This window comes from Stenotrophomonas veracruzanensis (genome assembly GCF_032911525.1).
GTDB classification, from domain to species: Bacteria; Pseudomonadota; Gammaproteobacteria; order Xanthomonadales; family Xanthomonadaceae; genus Stenotrophomonas; species Stenotrophomonas africana.
This window is the reverse complement of the sequence record NZ_JAWJTI010000015.1, coordinates 32,338-50,749: the sequence shown is the minus strand read 5'-3', so window position 1 is coordinate 50,749 and position 18,412 is coordinate 32,338. Positions and strand designations below refer to the sequence as shown.

Sequence of the window (18,412 nt, the reverse complement as noted above, 5' to 3'; positions counted from 1 at the left end):
GATCCACGCCATGCGTGGATGAATCTCCACCGAGATCGAGTATCTCGACGATTGAACGGAAAGCATCCACGCATGGCGTGGATCTACCGTGTCGACCAAGGTCGACACCTACCAAGAGCAGCGGGATATTGTCGAGGGCGCAGCCCTGCCGATACCCCTACCGTACCGGGACGTCGTACGCGGTGCCGGGATCCGGTTCGGGCTGCAGAGTGTAATGCCACCACTCCTGCGGATAGTTGACGAAGCCACGGCGCGCCATCGCCTGCACCAGCTGCTGGCGGTTCGCCTGCTGCACAGTGCTCAGCCCGCTCGTCCGGGTATGCGCACGCGGGCCAAAGAAATCGAAGTCGGTGCCCATGTCCAGCGCCGTGCAGGCGCCAGTGCGGCAATCCAGCAGGCCAAGATCAACCGTGGCGCCACGACTATGGCCAGAGCGCTCGGCGATGTAGCCGTCGGCCAGCAGCCGTGGCTTGTCCAGATCCGGGTACTGCTGTGCCTTGCGCGAGAGCTCGCGCGGATCGTTCACCCAGGCCATGAACGCCTGCACCGAGCGCACCGGCCGGTAGCAGTCGTAGAGGCGCAGGCCAAAGCCCTGCGCACGCAGATCCTGTTCCACCTGTGCCAGCGCCTTCGCCACCGGCGCCAGCAGGTAGCAGGACGGCGCCTCATAACCGGGCACGCGCGCGCCGGTGAAGTTGTTGGCACTGGCGTAGCGGATGTCCATGTCGATGCCTGGCGACAACGTGCGGATCTCCACCAATCCGCCGCTGGCCGCATCGGTGGCGGGTGAAACGCGCGGTGGCTCAGCGGCGTTGGCGGTCGCCGCCAGGGCAGTCGCCAGTACGAGTGAAATGCAGGTCCTGGAAGTCATAGCTGAAGTCGATGTCCGGGTCGATGGCACGCAGGTCCAGTGTGGGCGGCGCACCCTCACCTGGCTGCAACCAGGCCTGTGCGTCGTCGTCCAGCGTATCCCAGCGCAGCAGCCAGCGGCCCTGCAGCTGCAGCAGGGCCGCCTGCAGCTTGGGCGACTTGTCCACGCTGAAACGCAGGCCGTCCCTGCCCGGGCACAGCGAAGCCGGGCCCAGCCACGGATCGGAGTAGCGGCCCTGCCAGCGCGGCAGGTCATTGCCCCGTGCCGGCTGTGCTGCTGCGGTCGCTGGCCGTTGGCGGCCTGACGCTGCCTGCGTTGCCCGGTCTGCCTTCAACTCGGCCAGGTACTCCATCGCCGGCCGCGCATCGTCGGGTGCAGTGAAGCGCTTCAGCATCGCCTGCATCAGCGCTGTGCGCGCGTCCTCGCCGTCGCCATTGATCAGCATCACCACACCCACCTTCCGGTCGGGCAGCAGCGCCAGCGACGAGTACATGCCCGACAGCGTGCCGGTATGCGCCACCTTCCACTGCCCGTCCATGTCGGACACGCGCCAGCCATACCCATAGCCGTAGAAGTGCGCATTGTCCCAGCGCCGCTGCCGCTCACCCAACGGCATCGGCATGTGCAGGGTCCACAGCGTGCGCCGCTGCTCAGCGCCCAGCCAGTCCGGCACCAGCGCGGGATCGAGCAGCACCTGCATCCAGCGTGTCATGTCGCGCAGCGAACAACGGATCCCTCCCGCCGCCATCGAGGGCAGGTCCGGGCTGATCGCAGCATCGGCGTTCACCGCCTCGTTGCGTTCACCACGCCAGGCATGCGGCTGTGCCACGTTGCCCACGCGCTTCACCGACCACGCACCCACCTGGCAGCGCGTCATGCCGAGTGGTTCGAACACCTGCTCGCGCATCAGCTGGTCATACGGCTTGCCACCCGCTGCCGCCGCCACTTCGCCGGCCACCACATACATCAGGTTGTCGTAGGCATAGTGGCTGCGGAAGCTGCTGACCGGTTTCAGGTGCGCCAGCCCCGCGATGATGTCGGCACGAGTGAACGCGTTCGGCTCCGGCCACAGCATCAGGTCACCGGCGCCCAGGCCGAGACCGCTGTTGTGGATCAACAGGTCGCGCACCTGCATCTGCTGGCCGACCCACGCATCGTGCATGCGGAAGCCCGGCAGGTGCCGCTGCACCGGATCCTCCCAGTGCAGCGTGCCCTGCTGCACCAGCCGCGCCAGCAGCGCGGCGGTCATCGCCTTGCTGTTGGAGGCGATCTTGAACAGCGTGTCCTCGTTGATGCGGCCGCCGTCACCGCGCGCGCCGGCTGCGTGGCGATAGACAACCTGCCCACTCTCGACCACCGCCATGGCCAGCCCGGGCAGGTGCTCGTGCCGGACCACGGCGGCGATGTCGGCCTCGATGGCTGCACTGTCGACCGACGAAGCGGACGGTGCGGCCAGTGCCGCCGCGAGGATCAGCAGGTGGTGCATGCGGGCAGCCCCTCCATTGCCCGCGCCGTCATGGTGGACGACGCGGATCGTGGTCTCAGAAGTTCCAGGTCACCACCAGCTGGGTGTAGCGCGGGGCTTGCCAGCGCGTACCGGTAGCGAACGTCGCCTCGCGATACTGGCCGGGCTGCGCCTCGTAGCGCTGGTGCACGTTGATGGTCTTCTGGTTGTTGAACAGGTTGTACACCGACAACCGGGCGCTGAGGTCGATGCCCTCCACCGGCAGGCGCCAGGTCACGTTGGCGCCCATGGTCCAGGTCCACGGCAGGCGACCAAACGCCCCGCGCGGGCTGTACTCGAACTGGCGCTGGTTGTAGGGGCCTGCACAGTTGGCCACGCACAGCCAGCCGGTGCCACCGCCACTGCCCTCGCTGGAGGTGCTGCCACCGGCGATGGAGTCGTTCGGCCACATCACGCCGTAAGCGGTGATCGGACCACCGGACTGCACCTGCAGCGTGGTACCGAACGACCACTGCTTGTTCAGCGCATAGGCGGCGCGCAGCTTGAACTGATGGCGGAAGTCGTTGAACAGCACACCGTAGCGCTCGTTGGTGGCAGGATGATCCCAGAACTGCACCATGCCGGTGTCACCGTAGTTGGTATCGGAGTTCACCGGGCCTTCGAAGTTGCCCTCGCTCTTCGACCACAGGTAAGACGCGTTGAACATCCACTTCTCGTCCCAGGCGCGGTCGATCTGGAACTCCAGCGCCTTGTAGGTGCGCTTGGGCTTGGAGTAACCGATCACCTCGCCGCTGCCGCCCTTTCGATAGCCGCTGTTAGCGGTGTCGATGGTGATCCAGCCTTCGTTGGCGCAGCCGATGCTCTTGTCGCCCCAGATCGTCAGGCTCTCGCCCGGGTTGGCGATCGGCCACAGCGTGCTCGGGGTCGGACCGCACGGGGTGTAGTTGATGCGGATGTCATCCAATGCACGGGTCATGCGCCGGTAGGTGGCGTTGACGCCCCATGACCACGCCTGGTTGATCATGTTCTGGAAGCCCAGGATGTACTCATCCTGGTAGACCGCCTTCAGGTCGCGGTCCACGCTCTGGCGCAGGTCGGCACCGCCGGTGTTCATGCGGGTGTCGGTCGGCCCGATCTGCTGGCCGACGACCGGTGCCATGTACGGTGAGCCCGTCGGTGAGGTTTTCCGCTCCCAGCCATTGAGTACGTAATAGCTGTACTCGTCGGTCAGACCGCCGGCGAAGTTCACGTTGATGTTGTTGGTGACCGGCAGGTAGTAGCGGCCAGCGTTGCCGAACAGCTTGGTGCTGCCGTCACCGCGCATGTCCCACGAGAAGCCGACACGTGGCGCGATCAGGTCGTCCATCTTGATGAACGCCTTGCCGGCGGCGGTACGGTTCTCGAAGCGGTCCCAGCGCACGCCCAGGTTCAGCATCAGGTTCGGGGTGATGTTCCAGATGTCTTCCACGTACAGCGCATTGGCTTCGGTCTCGAACGTTCCGCCCGACTTGCGGTTGCGCGCACGCAGCATCTCGGTGACGCCCCCCGGCACGTAGGCGTTGGCGCCATCCCAGACTTCATCGCCCGGTCGCGCCACGTAGGCGGTATAGCTCAGTTCGGTCGGACCGGGGTAGCGTGTGGATTGCTTGGTGGTCATCAACTCGCGGTCGACACCGAAGCGCAGCAGGTGATCACCCAGCTGCCATTCGAAGTCCAGTCGCGCCACGTCACGGGTATCGTCACGCTCGGCCACCGCCGTACCGGTGGGATGGCAGCCGGCACGAAGACCCTGCAGCTTGCCCAGTCGCGGGCCATACGTACTGTCAGTGAACACCGGGCTGCAGGCCTGGTCCAACGACGAATTGGTGAACGCACGCTGGTTGTTCTGGCCGACCATGGCACGGGCGGTAAAGTTCTGCCCGAAATGGCCGGTGTAGGTGGCCGACCAGTTGCGGCCGCCGGTCTCGGTGACCGAATCGCCGCCCCAGGCGCCGAGCTGGTTGGCGTTCCAGTTGTAGCCGTACGACGCATTGGTGACATCGCCCTCATCCGAGAACGCCAGCAGCGCCAGGCTGTGGTTGTCGTTGATGTTCCAGTCCAGCTTGGTGCCCCAGAATCCGTTGCCGGAATCATTCTTGAACCAGGTGCTGCCATCGGACGAGGTGTTGTGTCCCTTGTCGCTGCGGTCTTCGTACATCGCGAACAGGAACAACTTATCCTTGATGATCGGCCCGGAGCCCCAGACGTTGGTCTTCAGGAACGAGTTGTTGTCGCGGCTGCCATACGAATGCGGGGTTCCATCACGATGGAAGTGGTCGCCGCCGCTGGAGCGCCATGCACTCGGCTCAGCGGTGACTTCCACGCCGCCTTCGAATTCGTTGCTGCCCGAACGGGTCACCGCATTGATCACGCCGCCGGTGGAGCGCCCGAACTCGACCGAGTAGCCACCGGTCTTGACCTGGAATTCCTTGAAGAACGCGAATGGCGCCGTGCTGAAGCCACGACGGGTATACATGTCGGTGACATTCAGGCCGTTGATGAAGACCGCATTCTCGGCCACCGATGAGCCGGCGAACGACAGGCCTCCGAATGACGAGTTGCCGCCGACCACGCCCGGCGCCATCAACGCCACGGCGGACAGGTCCTGCGCCACCGGCAACCGCGAGATTTCCTGGCGGTTGATGTTGAAGGATGTTTCGGTGGAATAGACGTCCACGCGGTTGACCACGCGGGTGCCGACCACCTGCAGGGCATCCAGGTTGGTGACGCCGCCGCCACTGGCCAGGTTGACCGTGGTGGTGCCGCCTACCGCCACACTGACGGCGACCTGGTCGCCCAGCTTCTGGCCATCACGGCTGAGCTGCAGCTGGTAATCCCCCACCGGCAGCTGGCCCAGGCGATAACTGCCATCGGCACCGACCGTGACGCTGCGGGTCAGACCCGTGCTGCTGCTCACCACGGTCACCTGGTCGCCGGCGGTGGCGCGCCCGGCCACGGCACCGCTTACGTTCTGTGCCATTGCGATACCGGGCAGCATTGCGCCCAGACACGCCCCGAGAGCGACGCACAACGCCGCCCGCTTGATGCTGTAAGCCTTCATCCCCTGCTCTCTCCTGCAAGAATTGAATGGTGTGGAATGCGATGTGTCGCGCTAGCGTTGCCTGGCTGGCAGTACCCGCCACTGGAAGTCGTAGCTCCATTGGTCGAAGTACAGGTTGCCGCCTGCCCACTCGGCCTCGCCGCGCTGCGAGTCGACCGTTTCCGAGCGGAAGTGCTGCTTGGCCGGCACGAAGGGCTGGCCGAAATCGTCGTTGAAAGCGATGCGGTAGCCGTCGAGGCCACCCAGATAGAAATCGCGCAGTGCAGGCACATCGCTGGCAAGCGCGCCGGTGGTCACGTCCATCGGCAGCCAGCCATACGGCGCCAGGTAGACCTGCCCCCAGTCATGCAGGTTGTTGTAGCCGCTGCCATCGTCGGAGAACACCATGCCCGACTGCCAGCGCGCGGGAATACCGTTCATGCGCAGCAGCGCGATCAGCAGCAGGGTCTGCTGTCCGCAGTCGGCATGGCCGGCATGCAGCGCGTAGTCGCTGATGTTGCTGAGCGTGGAGTATTCGCGCGCACCGGCCCAGGGAATGCGATCCACGGCAGCAAACAGCTTGCGCAGCACTTCATACGGACGTGTCTCGCCCTGCAGTACCTGGTCGGAGAACAGCTTCAGCGCCGGGGTGAAGCGCACATGCGGCAGCTGCTCGGCCAGATAGGGCTTCAAGGCCGGATCAGCCGGGGTTGGCTGTACCTTGGCCGGGTCGATCGCGGTATGCCGGGCGAGGATCGTGACCGCGTAGCGGATCTCGAAGCGCGTCGGCTGCCCAGCCACTGCCTTGGCTTCCAGGTAGGCGGTGCGCTGCAGGGTACTGGCCGGTGCCACCCGCGCCTTGCCCGGGGTGCTGCCCAGCCACTGCACCTGTTCCTGCTGCCCGGGGATTTCGCGCGGGTACGGAATCCAGGCCCGTACAGTTTCGCCGGCCGGGACGGCGTCGGCCTTTACCGTGAGCGACTGGGTGAATTCGATGCGCTGTGGCAGTACCGATGCCTGGCCACTCTGTTCGGCCGCGGCAACCACACGCGCATGGTGTGCATTGAGCACCTCGTTCGGGCCCGGCGCTGGCATCGGTGCATCCGCGCGGCGGCGTGCGCGTGCTTCGGCGCTGAGCAGGAACAGGTTCGAAGGTGCGCGCTTGAAGTACCAACGCGTGCCATCGATGTCGAGATGCTCGATCAGGCCGAGCTGGTCCCAGCGTGCGAATTCCTCGTCGGTCAGGTCGGGAATCCAGCGCCGCACGGCGGCCTTGGCGGCGGTTTCGTCGAGGGAAAAATCCAGGCGGATGCGGCGCATGCGTTCTTCCTGGAACGCGATGTCGTCGAAACTGACGCCAGGCTCCGCCGCGTCGGCGGCCGACCAGGTGTTCAGTTCGCTGTGAGCTTCAAAGAACCGTCCCGCGTCGATCATCTGCACGACACGCGCAAACTGGATGGCTGAGGGTGGCGGCTCCGCTCCCGCCGACCACGCCCACAGCAGCAGCGCGGCACACAGGCCGGCAGCAGCAGGCAGACGCGGTTTGCGAACGGCAGGATCCACAGCGACACTTCCCCAGCGCGGGTGGTAATGGCTGTGTAACACGGGCCGGAACAGCGGTCAATAATTTATTCTTGCTTTCGCCAGAGAAAGGAATAAATATTCCAACTGGCATTCGAGGAGGGTATGCAGCGCATGATCCTGGCTTCCCGCGCACCGGACCGGCAGTGGCCGCGCCGGTTGACCCTGGCCCTGTGCCTGCTGGCCGCACCGGCCTTCGCACAGGCTGCACCGCCACCTGACCCCGGCGCGCCGCTGCCCTATGTGGTTGGCCTGCACGAGGCCTACCTGACACCGCAGTACTGGGCCGCACGCCTGGACAATGCCGATGCGCCGATTCTGGACCGCGCGCAGATCGAGGCACAGAACGCACGGATGCGGGCGCAGGACAGCCACATCCAGGACATCGCTTCGCTGCCCGCACAGCTCGATGCCGCGCAGGTACGCGCCAGCATCAGCGCATTGTCGCGCTGGCCCGAGCGTGCACTGTTCAACGAGAAGGGCAAGGCCATCGCCCCGGCGCTACGCAGCGGCATCCAGGCCAACCTCGGCCTCGATGCGATTCCCGCGCAGGTGACACCGGCCTACGGGCTGGTGGTGAAGCGTGCCGCGCTGCGCACCTTCCCCACCCGCGAGCGCGTCTTCAGCACTGCCGGTGACACCGACATCGACCGCTTCCAGGAATCGGCACTGTTCCCCGGTGACAAGGTTGCCGTGATCCATCGCAGTACCGACGGCCGCTGGCTGTTCGTGCACAGCGAGCGCTACAGCGCATGGATCGAGGCCGATGCCATCGCCAGCGGCGACAAGGCCACGGTGCTCGGCTACGGCGCGAAGGGGCCGTACCGCATCGTGACCGGCGCCACCGCACAGACCGTCTACACCCCGGAAGAACCGCGCGTCTCGCGCCTGCAGCTGGACATGGGCGTGCGCCTGCCAGTGCTGGCCGACTGGCCTGCGTCTGAGCCGGTGAACGGCCAGCAGGCGCACGCCTCGTGGGTGGTGCAGCTGCCGGTCCGCGAAACCGACGGCGGCCTGAAGCTGGTGCCGGCCCTGCTGCCGCGCTCGCAGGACACCGCCGCCGACTACCTGCCACTGACCCCGCGCCTGCTGCTGCAGCAGGCCTTCAAGTTCCTTGGCGAACGCTACGGCTGGGGCCATGACTACGACACCCGCGACTGCAGCGGGTTCGTCTCCGAGATCTACCGCAGCTTCGGCGTGCTGCTGCCGCGCAATACCAGTGCACAGGCGGTCAGCCCGGCACTGGATCGCCTGCCGTTCACCGACAAGGTCGGCAAGGCCGCGCGCGACCGTGCTGTCACCGACCTGCAGGTGGGCGATCTGGTCTACATCCCCGGCCACGTGATGATGGCCATCGGCCACGTCGACGGCCGCACCTGGGTCATCCACGATACGGCGGGCGGCAGCTGGTTCGGTGCCGACGGCAAGCGCGTGCAGGCCCATCTCAATGGTGTTTCGGTCACGCCGCTGGAGCCGATGATGGCCAGCGATACCGTCCGCTACATCGACCGCATCACCAACATCCAGCGCCTGCGGGCCAAGACTCCTGAATGAAGATCACCGCCATCGAACTGGGCATGCTGCGCGTGCCGCTGAAGACGCCGTTCAAGACTGCCCTGCGCACGGTGGAAACCGTGGAAGACGTGGTGGTGCTGATCCGCACCGACACCGGCCACACCGGCTACGGCGAAGCCCCCGCCACCGCCGTGATCACCGGTGATACGCACGGCTCGATCATCGAAGCGATCCGCCACTTCATCGCCCCGCGCCTGATCGGCCAGGACGTGGTCAACCTCAACCATCTGTGCACGCTGGTGCAGACCGCGATGGAGCGCAACACCAGCGCCAAGGCGGCGGTGGAAATCGCGCTGTACGACCTGTGGGCGCAGCTGCACGGTGCGCCGCTGTACCAGATGCTCGGTGGTGGCGACCCGGTGATCACCACCGACATCACCATCAGCGTGGACTACATCGACAAGATGGTGGCCGACTCGCTTTCAGCGATCGAACGCGGCTTCGAGTCGCTGAAGATCAAGGTCGGGAAGGACATCGGCCTGGACATCGAACGGGTCAAGGCGATCCACGCCGCCGTGGAAGGCCGCGCCCTGCTGCGCCTGGACGCCAACCAGGGCTGGACCGCCAAGCAGGCGGTGCATGCGATGCGCACCCTGGAAGACGCCGGCGTGGTGCTGGAACTACTGGAGCAGCCGGTGAAGGCGGCCGACATCAGCGGCCTGAAGTACGTCACCGACCGGGTCAACACGCCGGTGATGGCCGACGAAAGCGTGTTCAGCCCGAGCCAGGTGATGGACCTGATCCAGCAGCGCGCGGCCGACATCATCAACATCAAGCTGATGAAGACCGGCGGCCTGTCCAACGCGATCCGCATTGCCGACATCGCCGGCATCTACGGCGTACCGTGCATGATCGGCTGCATGATCGAGTCCAGCATCAGCGTGGCCGCCGCCGTGCACCTGGCGGTGGCCAAGAGCGATGTGATCACCAAGGTCGACCTCGACGGCCCGTCGCTGGGCCAGTTCGACCCGGTCAGCGGCGGCGTGCATTTCAACGAATCGGAGATCAGCATCAGCGACGTGCCGGGGCTGGGCATTACCGAAGTGCGCGGGCTGGAGATGCTGGGTTGATCCCTGCCTTGTGGCTGGCCTGGCGTACAACTGACTTTGGGTCGGGCGTTACTTTTCTTTTCGCGAAAAGAAAAGTAACCAAAAGAAACGCTCCGCCGGCCGCGAACCGGTGCTACGCACCGGTTCCCTGCGCTCCTCGGCCCGTCGAGGGACGGCGCGAGAACTCGTTACGCTCAGACACCCGCGCCTCTTCGCCCTCGCCGGACCTGCGGTGCTCGGCTCGCTTGAAGGCGGACTCAACGTCAAAGGCAACAACTGCATCCCGTGGATCCACGCCATGCGTGGATGCTTTTGCTCTTGCTTCTGCTCTACCCCGTATCCCCTTCGCGGCTGGCACGCGCGCGATCTGTCCGGGGTGGGGCGGGTGGGGCTTGCAGGGGTGTCCGCGCCAAGGATGGCGCGACCAAGCCTCCATGGACGGATTCACGGCGTCCCCTGCAAACCCCACCCGCCCGACCCACTCCATGACCTGCTCTACGCTGCCAACCGCAACGCGTTCCCCTATGCTCCAACGCACGCCCCTCGGACACCCCGCATGCCGCCCCTGCTGAAAATCCGCACCGAGCGCGGGCAGATGTCGGCCATTGAGCGCCGCATCGCCGACTTCATCCTCGACAACGCCCACCTTCTGCGTGACTACTCGTCCCAGCAGCTGGCCAGTGCACTCGGCATCAGCCAATCCAGCGTGGTGAAGTTCAGCCAGAAGCTCGGCTTCAAGGGCTACCCGGACCTGAAGTACTCGATCGGCCAGGACGTGGCCCGCGTTGGCGCGGACCCGCAGCAGGCGCCCAGCGAACCCGATAGCGGCGATGACTACCTGCGCCTGGGCGAGGCCCTGCGCCGCAGCAAGGCACAGGCTGAAGAGGAAACCCGACAGGCCAATCCACGCGAGGAAATCGAGCGCATCGTGCAGCTGCTTGATGGCGCACCGAAGCTGTTCGTGTACGGCCTGGGTGACGATGGCCTGTTCGCCCGCGAGTTCGCCATGCGACTGTCGCTGCTCGGCCTGTTGGTGGTGCCGCATACCGACCCGATCCTGATGCTGGCCAACCTCTCGGCTGCGCGCCCCGGCGATGCCCTGCTGGTGTTCTCCGAATTCGGCAACCTGCCGCAGCTTTCGCAGCTGTCACGCCAGTTCCAGGACATGGGTGGCAAGGTGATTTCCATCACCCGCCATACCGCCAACCCGCTGCGCGCGCATGCTGACGCAGCACTGGTGGTGTGCGCGCACGATCGCACGCCGCAGGTCGCGCAGCTGCTGTACCGTAGCGCCATGCACGCCCTGCTCGATTTCCTGTTCGTGCTGCTCTGCCACACCAATCCGGACCGCCAGCAGCAGCTGGCGGTGAACCTGGAGCGGATCGACCACCTGCTGGATTCCTGACCGGAGCACCTGTTGATGAAATCGCTGGTCCGTCTCGCTACCGCTGCGCTGCTGCTTGCCGCGGCGGTGTCCGTCCACGCTGCGCCGCTGGAGGGTGCGCGCCAGCTGATCGTGGTCACCAGCGAAAGCTGGGACAGCACGCAGGGCCAGCTGCAGGCCTATGTGCGTGATGGCAAGGGCTGGCACGCGCATGGACAGGCGTTCCCGGTGGCACTGGGCCGCACTGGCAGCGCCTGGGGCCTGGGCCTGCACCCGGCGCAGGCCGATGGCCCGCAGAAGCAGGAAGGCGATGGCCGCAGCCCGGCGGGCGTGTTCGCGCTCGGCAGCGCGTTCGGCTATGCCGTCACCCGCCCCGGCATCGCGATGCCCTATCAGCCAATGCTGGACAGCAGCTACTGCATGGACGTACCCGGCTCGCCGTTCTACAACCGCATCGTCGATGAGAAGAAGGTCGGCAGTGCAGCGGTCAAGGGCTCCACCGAGCCGATGCGGCTGGACCTGCACAACAAGGGCGACGTGCGTTACCAGGAAGGCTTCGTGATCGCCCACAACCCGGACAACCAGCCCGGCAAGGGCAGCTGCATCTTCGCCCATCTGTGGCGCCAGCCGGGTGAGGCCACCGCCGGCTGCACCGCCATGCCGCAGGCGCGCATGCAGGCCCTGCTGGACTGGTTGCGCCCGCAGGATGCGCCGCGCTTCGTGCTGCTGCCGCGTGCAGAGTACAAGCGGCTGCAGGCCCAGTGGCAGCTGCCCGCACTGCGCGGAGACGCCCGTTGAGCGCGCAGGACGAACCGCAGCTGCAGCGCGCGGTCAGCCGCTGGCAGATCGTCGGCCTGTCGATCAACGATGTGATCGGCAGCGGTATCTACCTGCTCCCAGCCGCCACCGTCGCCCTGCTCGGCCCCTTCAGCCTGTGGGGCGTGGTCGCCGCCGGTATCGTCGTGGCGCTGCTGGTGCTGTGCTACGCGCAGGCCGCCAGCTACTTCGATGAGCCCGGTGGCAGCTACCTGTATGCACGCGAGGCCTTTGGCCGCTTTGCCGGGTTCGAGATCGGCTGGATGATCTGGCTGACCCGCATCAGCTCGGCGGCCGCACTCAGCAATGCACTGGCCGACGCAGTCGCGCGGTTCTGGCCGTGGGCGGGTGCCGGCATGGGGCGCATCGCGATCATTGTGGTATCGCTGGGCTTCCTCACCGGCGTCAACATCATCGGTGTGCGCTCGGCCGCGCGCACCGGCGTGGTGCTGGTGATCGGCAAGATGTTGCCGCTGCTGCTGTTCGTGGCCATCGGCGCGTTCTACATCGACCCGCAGCTGGCCTTCTCCGGACAACGCCCGGACCCGCATGACCTGCAGCGCATGGGTGAAGCCGCCTTGTTGCTGCTGTACGCCTATGCCGGCTTCGAGAACATCCCGGCCGCCGCCGGCGAGTATCGTAATCCGCGCCGCGATATTCCGTTCGCGCTGATCACCATGATCATCACCGTCACCGTCATCTACGGCGCGGTGCAGGTGGTGGCGCAGGGCACGCTGGCCGGCCTGGCCAGCTCGGCCACGCCGCTGGCCGACGCCGCTGCCGGCTTTGGCGGCGAAGCACTGGCGCTGATCCTCACCGTAGGCGCGACCATCTCCATCCTCGGCACCAACAGCAACACGATGATGATGGGCCCGCGCTTCCTGTTCGCGCTGGCCCGCGATGGCTACGGGCCGAAGATCCTGGCGCAGGTGCATCCCCGCTTCCATACCCCGGCCGCGTCGATCCTGTGCCAGGGCCTGATCGCGCTGGGCCTGGCCCTGTCCGGCTCGTTCGTGCAGCTGGCGTTGCTGTCGATGACCACGCGCCTGTTCGCCTACATCGGCACTGCCGCGGCGGTACTGGTACTGGCCAAGCGCTATGCCGATCGCCCCGGCGCGTTGAAGCTGCCGGGCGGTCCACTGATTCCGGTGTTGGCGCTGCTGCTGTGCGTTGCCCTGTTCGCCAGTGCCAGCTGGCAGAACATTGCCGCTGCACTGGTCGCGTTCGCCATCGGCGCGGTGATCTACAAGCTGCCCCGCAAGGATGCCGACGCCGGGTGATCGGTAGCGCCGGGCATGCCCGGCGGATTGATCTGGCGATCACGCTGCCGGACCGGGCCGTTAACCGCCACGCAGGCACGATCAGGCTTCGTCCACAACGGAGCCTTCCATGACCGAGTACCAGATCCCCGGCCGCGTACCGGACGACAGCACGCCGCGTGATGCGGTCAGCAACTACTGGCGTGAGCGCTACACGGCCGAACCGTATTACGACGACCAGCTGTTCTTCGAGGATTATGAACCGGCCTACCGCATCGGCCACGCCGCGCGTGCGCAGGACATGATCCGCGCCTACGAACAGGTCGAAGCTGAACTGGAGTCGCGCTGGGCCAGCGAGCGTGGCCGCAGCCGGCTGGAATGGGCGCAGGCGCGCGGTGCCGTTCGCCGTGGCTGGGAGGATGCACAGCTGGCGGACCCGCGGTTGAAGCGATAACGCCATGCTTTTGTCGGGCCGAGCCTACGCTCGGCTCGACTCCACAAACGCCGCACGACAGCCGAGCATTGGCTCGGCTCTACACCGGATCGATCACTCCTGTTCCGGAAGCGGCGGCACGACCGCGCTGCGCTTGCTCTCACCGCCACCGGCGGCGATCAGGTCGCGGGTGTTCTTCTGCACCGCCACCGCGCCGAACAGCGACAGTGCATACGCCATGCCGTAGAAGCCCTTCTCGCTCGGTGCCAGCGTGGCATTCCACAGGCCAACCAGCAGCAGCATCAACGCCGACAGCAGTGCGAACCAGCACAGCGCGTAGTACAGGCCACTCACCGGAATGCCCTCGACGCGGTCACGCACGCTCTTCTGCAGCGACACCGCCGCGAACAGGCCGAACAGCAGCAGGGTCAGGTAGTAGCCCTTTTCGTTGAGCGCCATCGTGGCGTTGAACAGACCGATCAGGTAGGCCGCCGCACCCAGCAGCAGGGCCACCCATGAGGCGGCGATGAAGGCGGTGGAGGGCTTGTGGGGCATGGCAGTGTTCATTGCAGATCCTTGGCAGGCAGACGGGCACGCTTTGCCCGGGCGTGCCCACCCTAGACGATCCCGCCGCGCTCGCACAGGGGGCGCAGGACCTTCGGGCCACGACGCTCACGGCGCCAGTGGTATACAAGGGACAGCCCGGCCATCCGCATCCCCGCACTGGAGATACCCATGACCCGCACGCCCCTGCTGCTCGCCCTCGGCCTGGTGCCGATCCTTGCCACCTCCGCCTGCAATGCCGCCGACCCGGCCGCCAACGGCGCCCAGACCACAGCGCCCGCAGCCTCCATCGCTGCCGACCAGCGCCCGTTCACCGCCACCGAAATCAGCCGCTTCGACCAGCCGTGGGCGATGACCTTCCTGCCGGACGGCAGCCTGCTGGTCACCGAAAAGCGCGGCAAGCTGCAGCACCTGGACCTGGCCAGCGGCCAGAAGCATGAGATCACCGGCGTTCCGAAGGTCGCTTACGGCGGCCAGGGCGGCTTCGGTGACGTGATCCTGCACCCGCAATTCGCGAGCAACCACGTGATCTACCTCAGCTATGCCGAGGAAGGCACGCTGGACACCCGCGGAGCGGCCGTGGCCCGTGCCACGCTGGCGCTGGATGCCAACGGTGCCGGCCAGCTGAAGGACCTGAAGGTGATCTGGCGACAGAGCCCCAAGGTCAGCGGCGAGGGCCACTACGGGCATCGCCTCGCCTTCGGCCCGGATGGCAAGCTGTGGATCAGCTCCAGCGAGCGGCAGAAGTTCGATCCGGCGCAGGACATGGGCGGCAACCTCGGCAAGATCATCCGCCTCAACGATGATGGCAGCCTGCCCGCCGACAACCCGTTCGCCTCGCAGGGCGGTGTGGCCGCGCAGGTGTGGTCGCTGGGCCACCGCAACATCCTCGGCATGGCCTTCGACGCCAACGGCAAGTTGTGGGCGCATGAAATGGGCCCGGCCGGCGGCGACGAACTGAACCTGATCGTGCGCGGCGCCAACTACGGCTACCCGATCGTCTCCAACGGCGACCATTACGACGGCCGGCCGATTCCCGACCACGACACGCGCCCGGAATTCGCCGCGCCGAAGGTGACCTGGACACCGGTGATCTCGCCGGCCGGCTTCGTGATCTACAGCGGCAACCTGTTCCCGCAATGGAAGGGCAGCGGCTTCATCGGCGGCCTGTCGTCGACCTCGCTGGTGCGTGTGGCCTTTGATGGCGACAGCGCGCGAGAAGCCGAGCGCTTCAACATGGGCGAGCGCATCCGCGAAGTGGAACAGGGCCCGGATGGCGCGCTGTGGCTGCTGGAAGACGGCAGCAAGGCGCGCCTGCTGAAGCTGACACCGAAGGCCTGATGCCCCGGTAGTGGCGGCCGCTGGCCGCCACGTCTGTCCGCAACGGCCCCGCACGCGGGGCCGTCTGCGTTCATTGGATGGTGATGACCTTCACCTCGGTCTTCGTGCAGGCCTGGTCCAGGCACTGCCCGTTCAACCACACCTGTCCATCGCCGATCATCACGCCCTGCTGGTTGACGAAGACCTTGCCGAAGTCCTGTTCGGACACCGCCTTGACCACCGCCGGGGTGATGATCTTCTCGTAGTTGCGCTGGAACTCACCGGGGCTGGTGATCTTCTTTCCACCGCTGATGTTCAACGGGAAGCGCACTTCCTCGACCACGGCAGCACGATCACCACCGACCACGGCGGTCTTGAACGCGTTGAAGACCTTTTCGTACTGCGCAGCATCACCGAGCACGCTCTCGATACGCGCACGCGCGTCTTCCGCGGGCGCATCCGACGGTGCGGCTGCGGCAGGTTCGGCTGTCGGCGTCGCCGGTTCAGCCGCAGGCGTCGCCGCAGCACTGGCCTCCATCGGCGGTGGAGCATCGGCCGCGGGCTCGGCCGGCGGCGCCGGCTGCGAACAGGCCGCCAGCAGCAGGGCGGGAATCAACACAGCGATCGTACGCATGCGCGGGCATCCATCGGTTCAAGAACACCGATGGTAGCGCCGCCGCAGTGAGGACAACAAAAAGGGGACGGAGGGGATTAAGTCGTTAGTGCCACAAACGACTTAATCCCCTCCGTCCCCTTTTCTTCGATCAGGCCTTCAGCAGCTCGAACTGCACGGCTTCTCCTGCCGCCGACGAGGCGCAGACCCACAGGTCGAAGTGGCCCGGCTCGGCACGCAGCACGCCGTCGCGGCCGGTGAACGCCAACTGCTCGCGGGTGAGGGTGAATACCACGTCGGTCGACTCGCCCGGCTGCAGTGCCACCTTGCGGAAGTCCTTCAGTTCGCGCACCGGACGCACGCGGCTGGCCACGCGGTCGTGAATGTACAGCTGCACCACTTCCTCGCCGGCCACGTCGCCGCTGTTGGTCAGCGTGGTGGTGACGGTCAGGGTGTCCTCCCAGCCGAGCTGCGCCGCACTCAGCTGCGGCACGCCGTAGGCGAAGGTGGTGTAGCCGATGCCGTGGCCGAACGGGTACAGCGGTTCGTTCGGGATCTCGCGCCAACGGGCCTTGAACTCCGACATCGTCGGCAGTTCCGGGCGGCCGGTGCGCGGGTGGTTGTAGAAGTACGGCTGCTGGCCGGACACCTGCGGGAAGCTGACCGGCAGGCGGCCGGACGGGCTGTAGTCGCCGAACAGCACATCAGCCACGGCATGGCCGGTCTGCGTGCCCAGGTACCAGGTCACCGCCACCGCCTGTGCATTGCGCACCGCGCCCTGCAGCGCCAACGCGCGACCGTTGCGCAGCAGTACCACCAGCGGCTTGCCGGTCATCGCCACCGCCTCGGCCAGCGCCTGCTGTGCCGGCGGCAGGGTGATCTCCACGCGCGACTGCGCTTCACCGCTGTAACGCTGCGGTTCGCCCAGCGCCAACACCACCACGTCGGCGCGCAGCGCGGCCGCCACCGCGGCTTCGGTGCCGCCCGGAATCGCGGTTTCCAGCTCGCAGCCCGGCACGATCTCCAGCAGTGCTTCATCGCCGATGGCGGCGCGCACGCCGGTTTCCAGGTCCACGTAGCGCTGCTTGTCACCGAACAGGGTCCAGCAGCCTTCGATGTTCTCGCGGTCCTGCACGAACGGGCCGATCAGCGCGATCTTCTGACCGGTCTTCTGCAGCGGCAGCACGTTGTCGCGGTTGTTCAGCAGCACGATCGAACGGCGTGCGGCATCGCGCGACAGTGCGTCATGCGCAGCAATGTGCGAGGTGTCGGCTTCGCGCGCCGGGTCCAGCGAACGGTACGGGTCGTCGAACAGGCCGATGGTTTCCTTCAGCCACAGGATGCGGCGCACGCCCTCATCCAGCACGCTCATCGGCACGTCGCCGCTCTCGACCAGGCCAGGCAGGTGCTCGGCATAGAAGCCACTCTGCATGCTCAGGTCCAGGCCGGCGGTGAACGCCTTGGCGGTGGCATCGCGGTCGTCGGCGGCATAGCCGTGCGCGACCAGTTCCATGTCGGCGGTGTAGTCGGAAATCACCACGCCCGGGAACTTCCATTCGCCGCGCAGGATGTCGGTCAGCAGTTCGGCGTTGGCACTGGCCGGCACGCCGTTGATGTCGTTGAACGAGGACATCACGGTGATCGCGCCGGCATCGAAAGCGGCCTTGAACGGCGGCAGGTGCACGTCGCGCAGGGTCTGCGGCGAAATATCCACCATGTTGTATTCCATGCCGGCCATCACCGCGCCGTAGGCGGCGAAGTGCTTCGGCGTGGCCAGCAGCGAATCGGCGGCGCGCAGGTCGCTGCCCTGGAAGCCACGCACGCGGGCGGCGGCGAACGCACAACCCAGTACCACGTCCTCACCGGCACCTTCGGCGCCACGGCCCCAGCGCTGGTCGCGGGCGATATCCACGGCCGGGGCATAGGTCCAGTGCAGGCCGGCAGCGGTGGCCTCGATGGCAGTGGCGCGCGCGGTGCGCTCGGCCAGGTCCGGCTCGAAGCTGGCGGCCTCGCCCAGCGGGATCGGGAACACGGTACGCATGCCGTGGATGACGTCGGCGGCCAGGATCACCGGAATGCCCAGGCGGCTCTCCTCGGTGGCGACCTGCTGGATGCGGCGGCCCAGTTCGGCGCCCACACCATTGAACAGCGAGCCGACCTTGCCCTCGCGCACCTGCTGCAGCACCTGGTCGGCATTGCGCACGTTGGCTTCCGGGTTCACGTCCGGGGCGAACGGGCGGACCATGTCCGCGAAGACACCCAGCTGGCCGACCTTTTCCTCGACGGTCATCTGGGCAATGAGGGATTCGATGCGATCGGAGGCCACCGGCAGTCCTTGATGAAAACGTTTACAAGCCCGGCATTCTAGCGATCCCGAGCCGTTTGGCGAGAGGTTTCTTCATT

At 66.5% G+C, this 18,412-nt stretch carries 14 protein-coding genes; 7 read left to right on the top strand and 7 right to left on the bottom strand.

The genetic code is table 11. The annotated features are described in order from the left end of the window. Positions 1 to 157: 157 nt before the first annotated feature. Genes R1H25_RS11580 through R1H25_RS11565 form a run of 4 tightly spaced genes read right to left on the bottom strand, consistent with a single transcriptional unit; the run spans position 158 to position 6,978 of the window. On the bottom strand, positions 158 to 871 hold the full coding sequence (locus R1H25_RS11580) for a M15 family metallopeptidase (RefSeq protein ID WP_317223639.1): 714 nt from the start codon (positions 869 to 871) through the stop codon (positions 158 to 160). Continuing rightward, the gene (locus R1H25_RS11575; RefSeq protein ID WP_317223638.1) at positions 804 to 2,357 is read right to left on the bottom strand and encodes a serine hydrolase domain-containing protein; all 1,554 of its coding nucleotides are present in this window, start codon (positions 2,355 to 2,357) and stop codon (positions 804 to 806) included. Before R1H25_RS11575 ends, R1H25_RS11580 begins: the two co-directional genes overlap by 68 nt. A 55-nt stretch (positions 2,358 to 2,412) precedes the next feature. Then, positions 2,413 to 5,436, bottom strand: a complete 3,024-nt coding sequence (locus tag R1H25_RS11570) for a TonB-dependent receptor (RefSeq protein WP_317223637.1) — start codon at positions 5,434 to 5,436, stop codon at positions 2,413 to 2,415. A gap of 51 nt (positions 5,437 to 5,487) precedes the next feature. Then, positions 5,488 to 6,978, bottom strand: a complete 1,491-nt coding sequence (locus R1H25_RS11565) for a transglutaminase domain-containing protein (RefSeq protein WP_317223636.1) — start codon at positions 6,976 to 6,978, stop codon at positions 5,488 to 5,490. A 132-nt stretch (positions 6,979 to 7,110) separates the two neighbouring features. Here R1H25_RS11565 and R1H25_RS11560 point away from each other — a divergent pair, with 132 nt between their 5' ends. The 6 genes from R1H25_RS11560 to R1H25_RS11535 all read left to right on the top strand — a co-directional run bounded on the left by R1H25_RS11560 (position 7,111) and on the right by R1H25_RS11535 (position 13,533). Then, the gene (locus tag R1H25_RS11560; RefSeq protein ID WP_317223635.1) at positions 7,111 to 8,550 is read left to right on the top strand and encodes an SH3 domain-containing protein; all 1,440 of its coding nucleotides are present in this window, start codon (positions 7,111 to 7,113) and stop codon (positions 8,548 to 8,550) included. Further along, positions 8,547 to 9,641: a dipeptide epimerase gene (locus R1H25_RS11555; RefSeq protein WP_100477436.1), complete on the top strand. Its 1,095-nt coding sequence runs from the start codon at positions 8,547 to 8,549 to the stop codon at positions 9,639 to 9,641. Before R1H25_RS11560 ends, R1H25_RS11555 begins: the two co-directional genes overlap by 4 nt. A 535-nt stretch (positions 9,642 to 10,176) precedes the next feature. Next, entirely contained in the window at positions 10,177 to 11,025 is an 849-nt protein-coding gene (locus R1H25_RS11550) for a MurR/RpiR family transcriptional regulator (protein ID WP_049449392.1), read from the top strand. Positions 11,026 to 11,040: 15 nt separating this feature from the next. Continuing rightward, positions 11,041 to 11,802: a L,D-transpeptidase family protein gene (locus tag R1H25_RS11545; RefSeq protein ID WP_317223634.1), complete on the top strand. Its 762-nt coding sequence runs from the start codon at positions 11,041 to 11,043 to the stop codon at positions 11,800 to 11,802. Then, positions 11,799 to 13,100 (top strand): APC family permease, encoded by a 1,302-nt coding sequence (locus tag R1H25_RS11540; RefSeq protein WP_088479733.1) that lies wholly within the window; start codon positions 11,799 to 11,801, stop codon positions 13,098 to 13,100. The genes R1H25_RS11545 and R1H25_RS11540 overlap by 4 nt, the downstream gene beginning before the upstream one ends. A gap of 109 nt (positions 13,101 to 13,209) precedes the next feature. Further along, positions 13,210 to 13,533 (top strand): hypothetical protein, encoded by a 324-nt coding sequence (locus R1H25_RS11535; RefSeq protein ID WP_033833647.1) that lies wholly within the window; start codon positions 13,210 to 13,212, stop codon positions 13,531 to 13,533. Between the two features lie 93 nt (positions 13,534 to 13,626). Here R1H25_RS11535 and yiaA read toward each other — a convergent pair whose 3' ends face one another. After that, the gene (gene yiaA, locus R1H25_RS11530) at positions 13,627 to 14,079 is read right to left on the bottom strand and encodes an inner membrane protein YiaA (RefSeq protein WP_005407812.1); all 453 of its coding nucleotides are present in this window, start codon (positions 14,077 to 14,079) and stop codon (positions 13,627 to 13,629) included. Between the two features lie 168 nt (positions 14,080 to 14,247). Here yiaA and R1H25_RS11525 point away from each other — a divergent pair, with 168 nt between their 5' ends. Then, the gene (locus R1H25_RS11525; RefSeq protein ID WP_317223633.1) at positions 14,248 to 15,417 is read left to right on the top strand and encodes a PQQ-dependent sugar dehydrogenase; all 1,170 of its coding nucleotides are present in this window, start codon (positions 14,248 to 14,250) and stop codon (positions 15,415 to 15,417) included. A gap of 70 nt (positions 15,418 to 15,487) precedes the next feature. Here the strand turns inward: R1H25_RS11525 and R1H25_RS11520 are convergent, their stop codons facing one another. Together R1H25_RS11520 and R1H25_RS11515 are read right to left on the bottom strand one after the other, a co-directional pair. After that, a complete protein-coding gene (locus tag R1H25_RS11520) occupies positions 15,488 to 16,030 on the bottom strand; it encodes a hypothetical protein (RefSeq protein WP_088479113.1) in 543 nt (180 codons plus the stop codon). A 130-nt stretch (positions 16,031 to 16,160) separates the two neighbouring features. Next, positions 16,161 to 18,335, bottom strand: a complete 2,175-nt coding sequence (locus tag R1H25_RS11515) for a glycoside hydrolase family 3 N-terminal domain-containing protein (protein WP_317223632.1) — start codon at positions 18,333 to 18,335, stop codon at positions 16,161 to 16,163. Between the last annotated feature and the right edge of the window lie 77 nt (positions 18,336 to 18,412).

Coding starts and splice junctions, on each gene's coding strand:
- R1H25_RS11525 (WP_317223633.1), top strand. CDS start 14,248: ATGACCCGCACGCCCCTGCTGCTCGCCCTCGGCCTGGTGCCGATCCTT.
- yiaA (WP_005407812.1), bottom strand. CDS start 14,079: ATGAACACTGCCATGCCCCACAAGCCCTCCACCGCCTTCATCGCCGCC.
- R1H25_RS11580 (WP_317223639.1), bottom strand. CDS start 871: ATGACTTCCAGGACCTGCATTTCACTCGTACTGGCGACTGCCCTGGCG.
- R1H25_RS11535 (WP_033833647.1), top strand. CDS start 13,210: ATGACCGAGTACCAGATCCCCGGCCGCGTACCGGACGACAGCACGCCG.
- R1H25_RS11550 (WP_049449392.1), top strand. CDS start 10,177: ATGCCGCCCCTGCTGAAAATCCGCACCGAGCGCGGGCAGATGTCGGCC.
- R1H25_RS11520 (WP_088479113.1), bottom strand. CDS start 16,030: ATGCGTACGATCGCTGTGTTGATTCCCGCCCTGCTGCTGGCGGCCTGT.
- R1H25_RS11560 (WP_317223635.1), top strand. CDS start 7,111: ATGATCCTGGCTTCCCGCGCACCGGACCGGCAGTGGCCGCGCCGGTTG.
- R1H25_RS11545 (WP_317223634.1), top strand. CDS start 11,041: ATGAAATCGCTGGTCCGTCTCGCTACCGCTGCGCTGCTGCTTGCCGCG.
- R1H25_RS11570 (WP_317223637.1), bottom strand. CDS start 5,436: ATGAAGGCTTACAGCATCAAGCGGGCGGCGTTGTGCGTCGCTCTCGGG.
- R1H25_RS11575 (WP_317223638.1), bottom strand. CDS start 2,357: ATGCACCACCTGCTGATCCTCGCGGCGGCACTGGCCGCACCGTCCGCT.
- R1H25_RS11555 (WP_100477436.1), top strand. CDS start 8,547: ATGAAGATCACCGCCATCGAACTGGGCATGCTGCGCGTGCCGCTGAAG.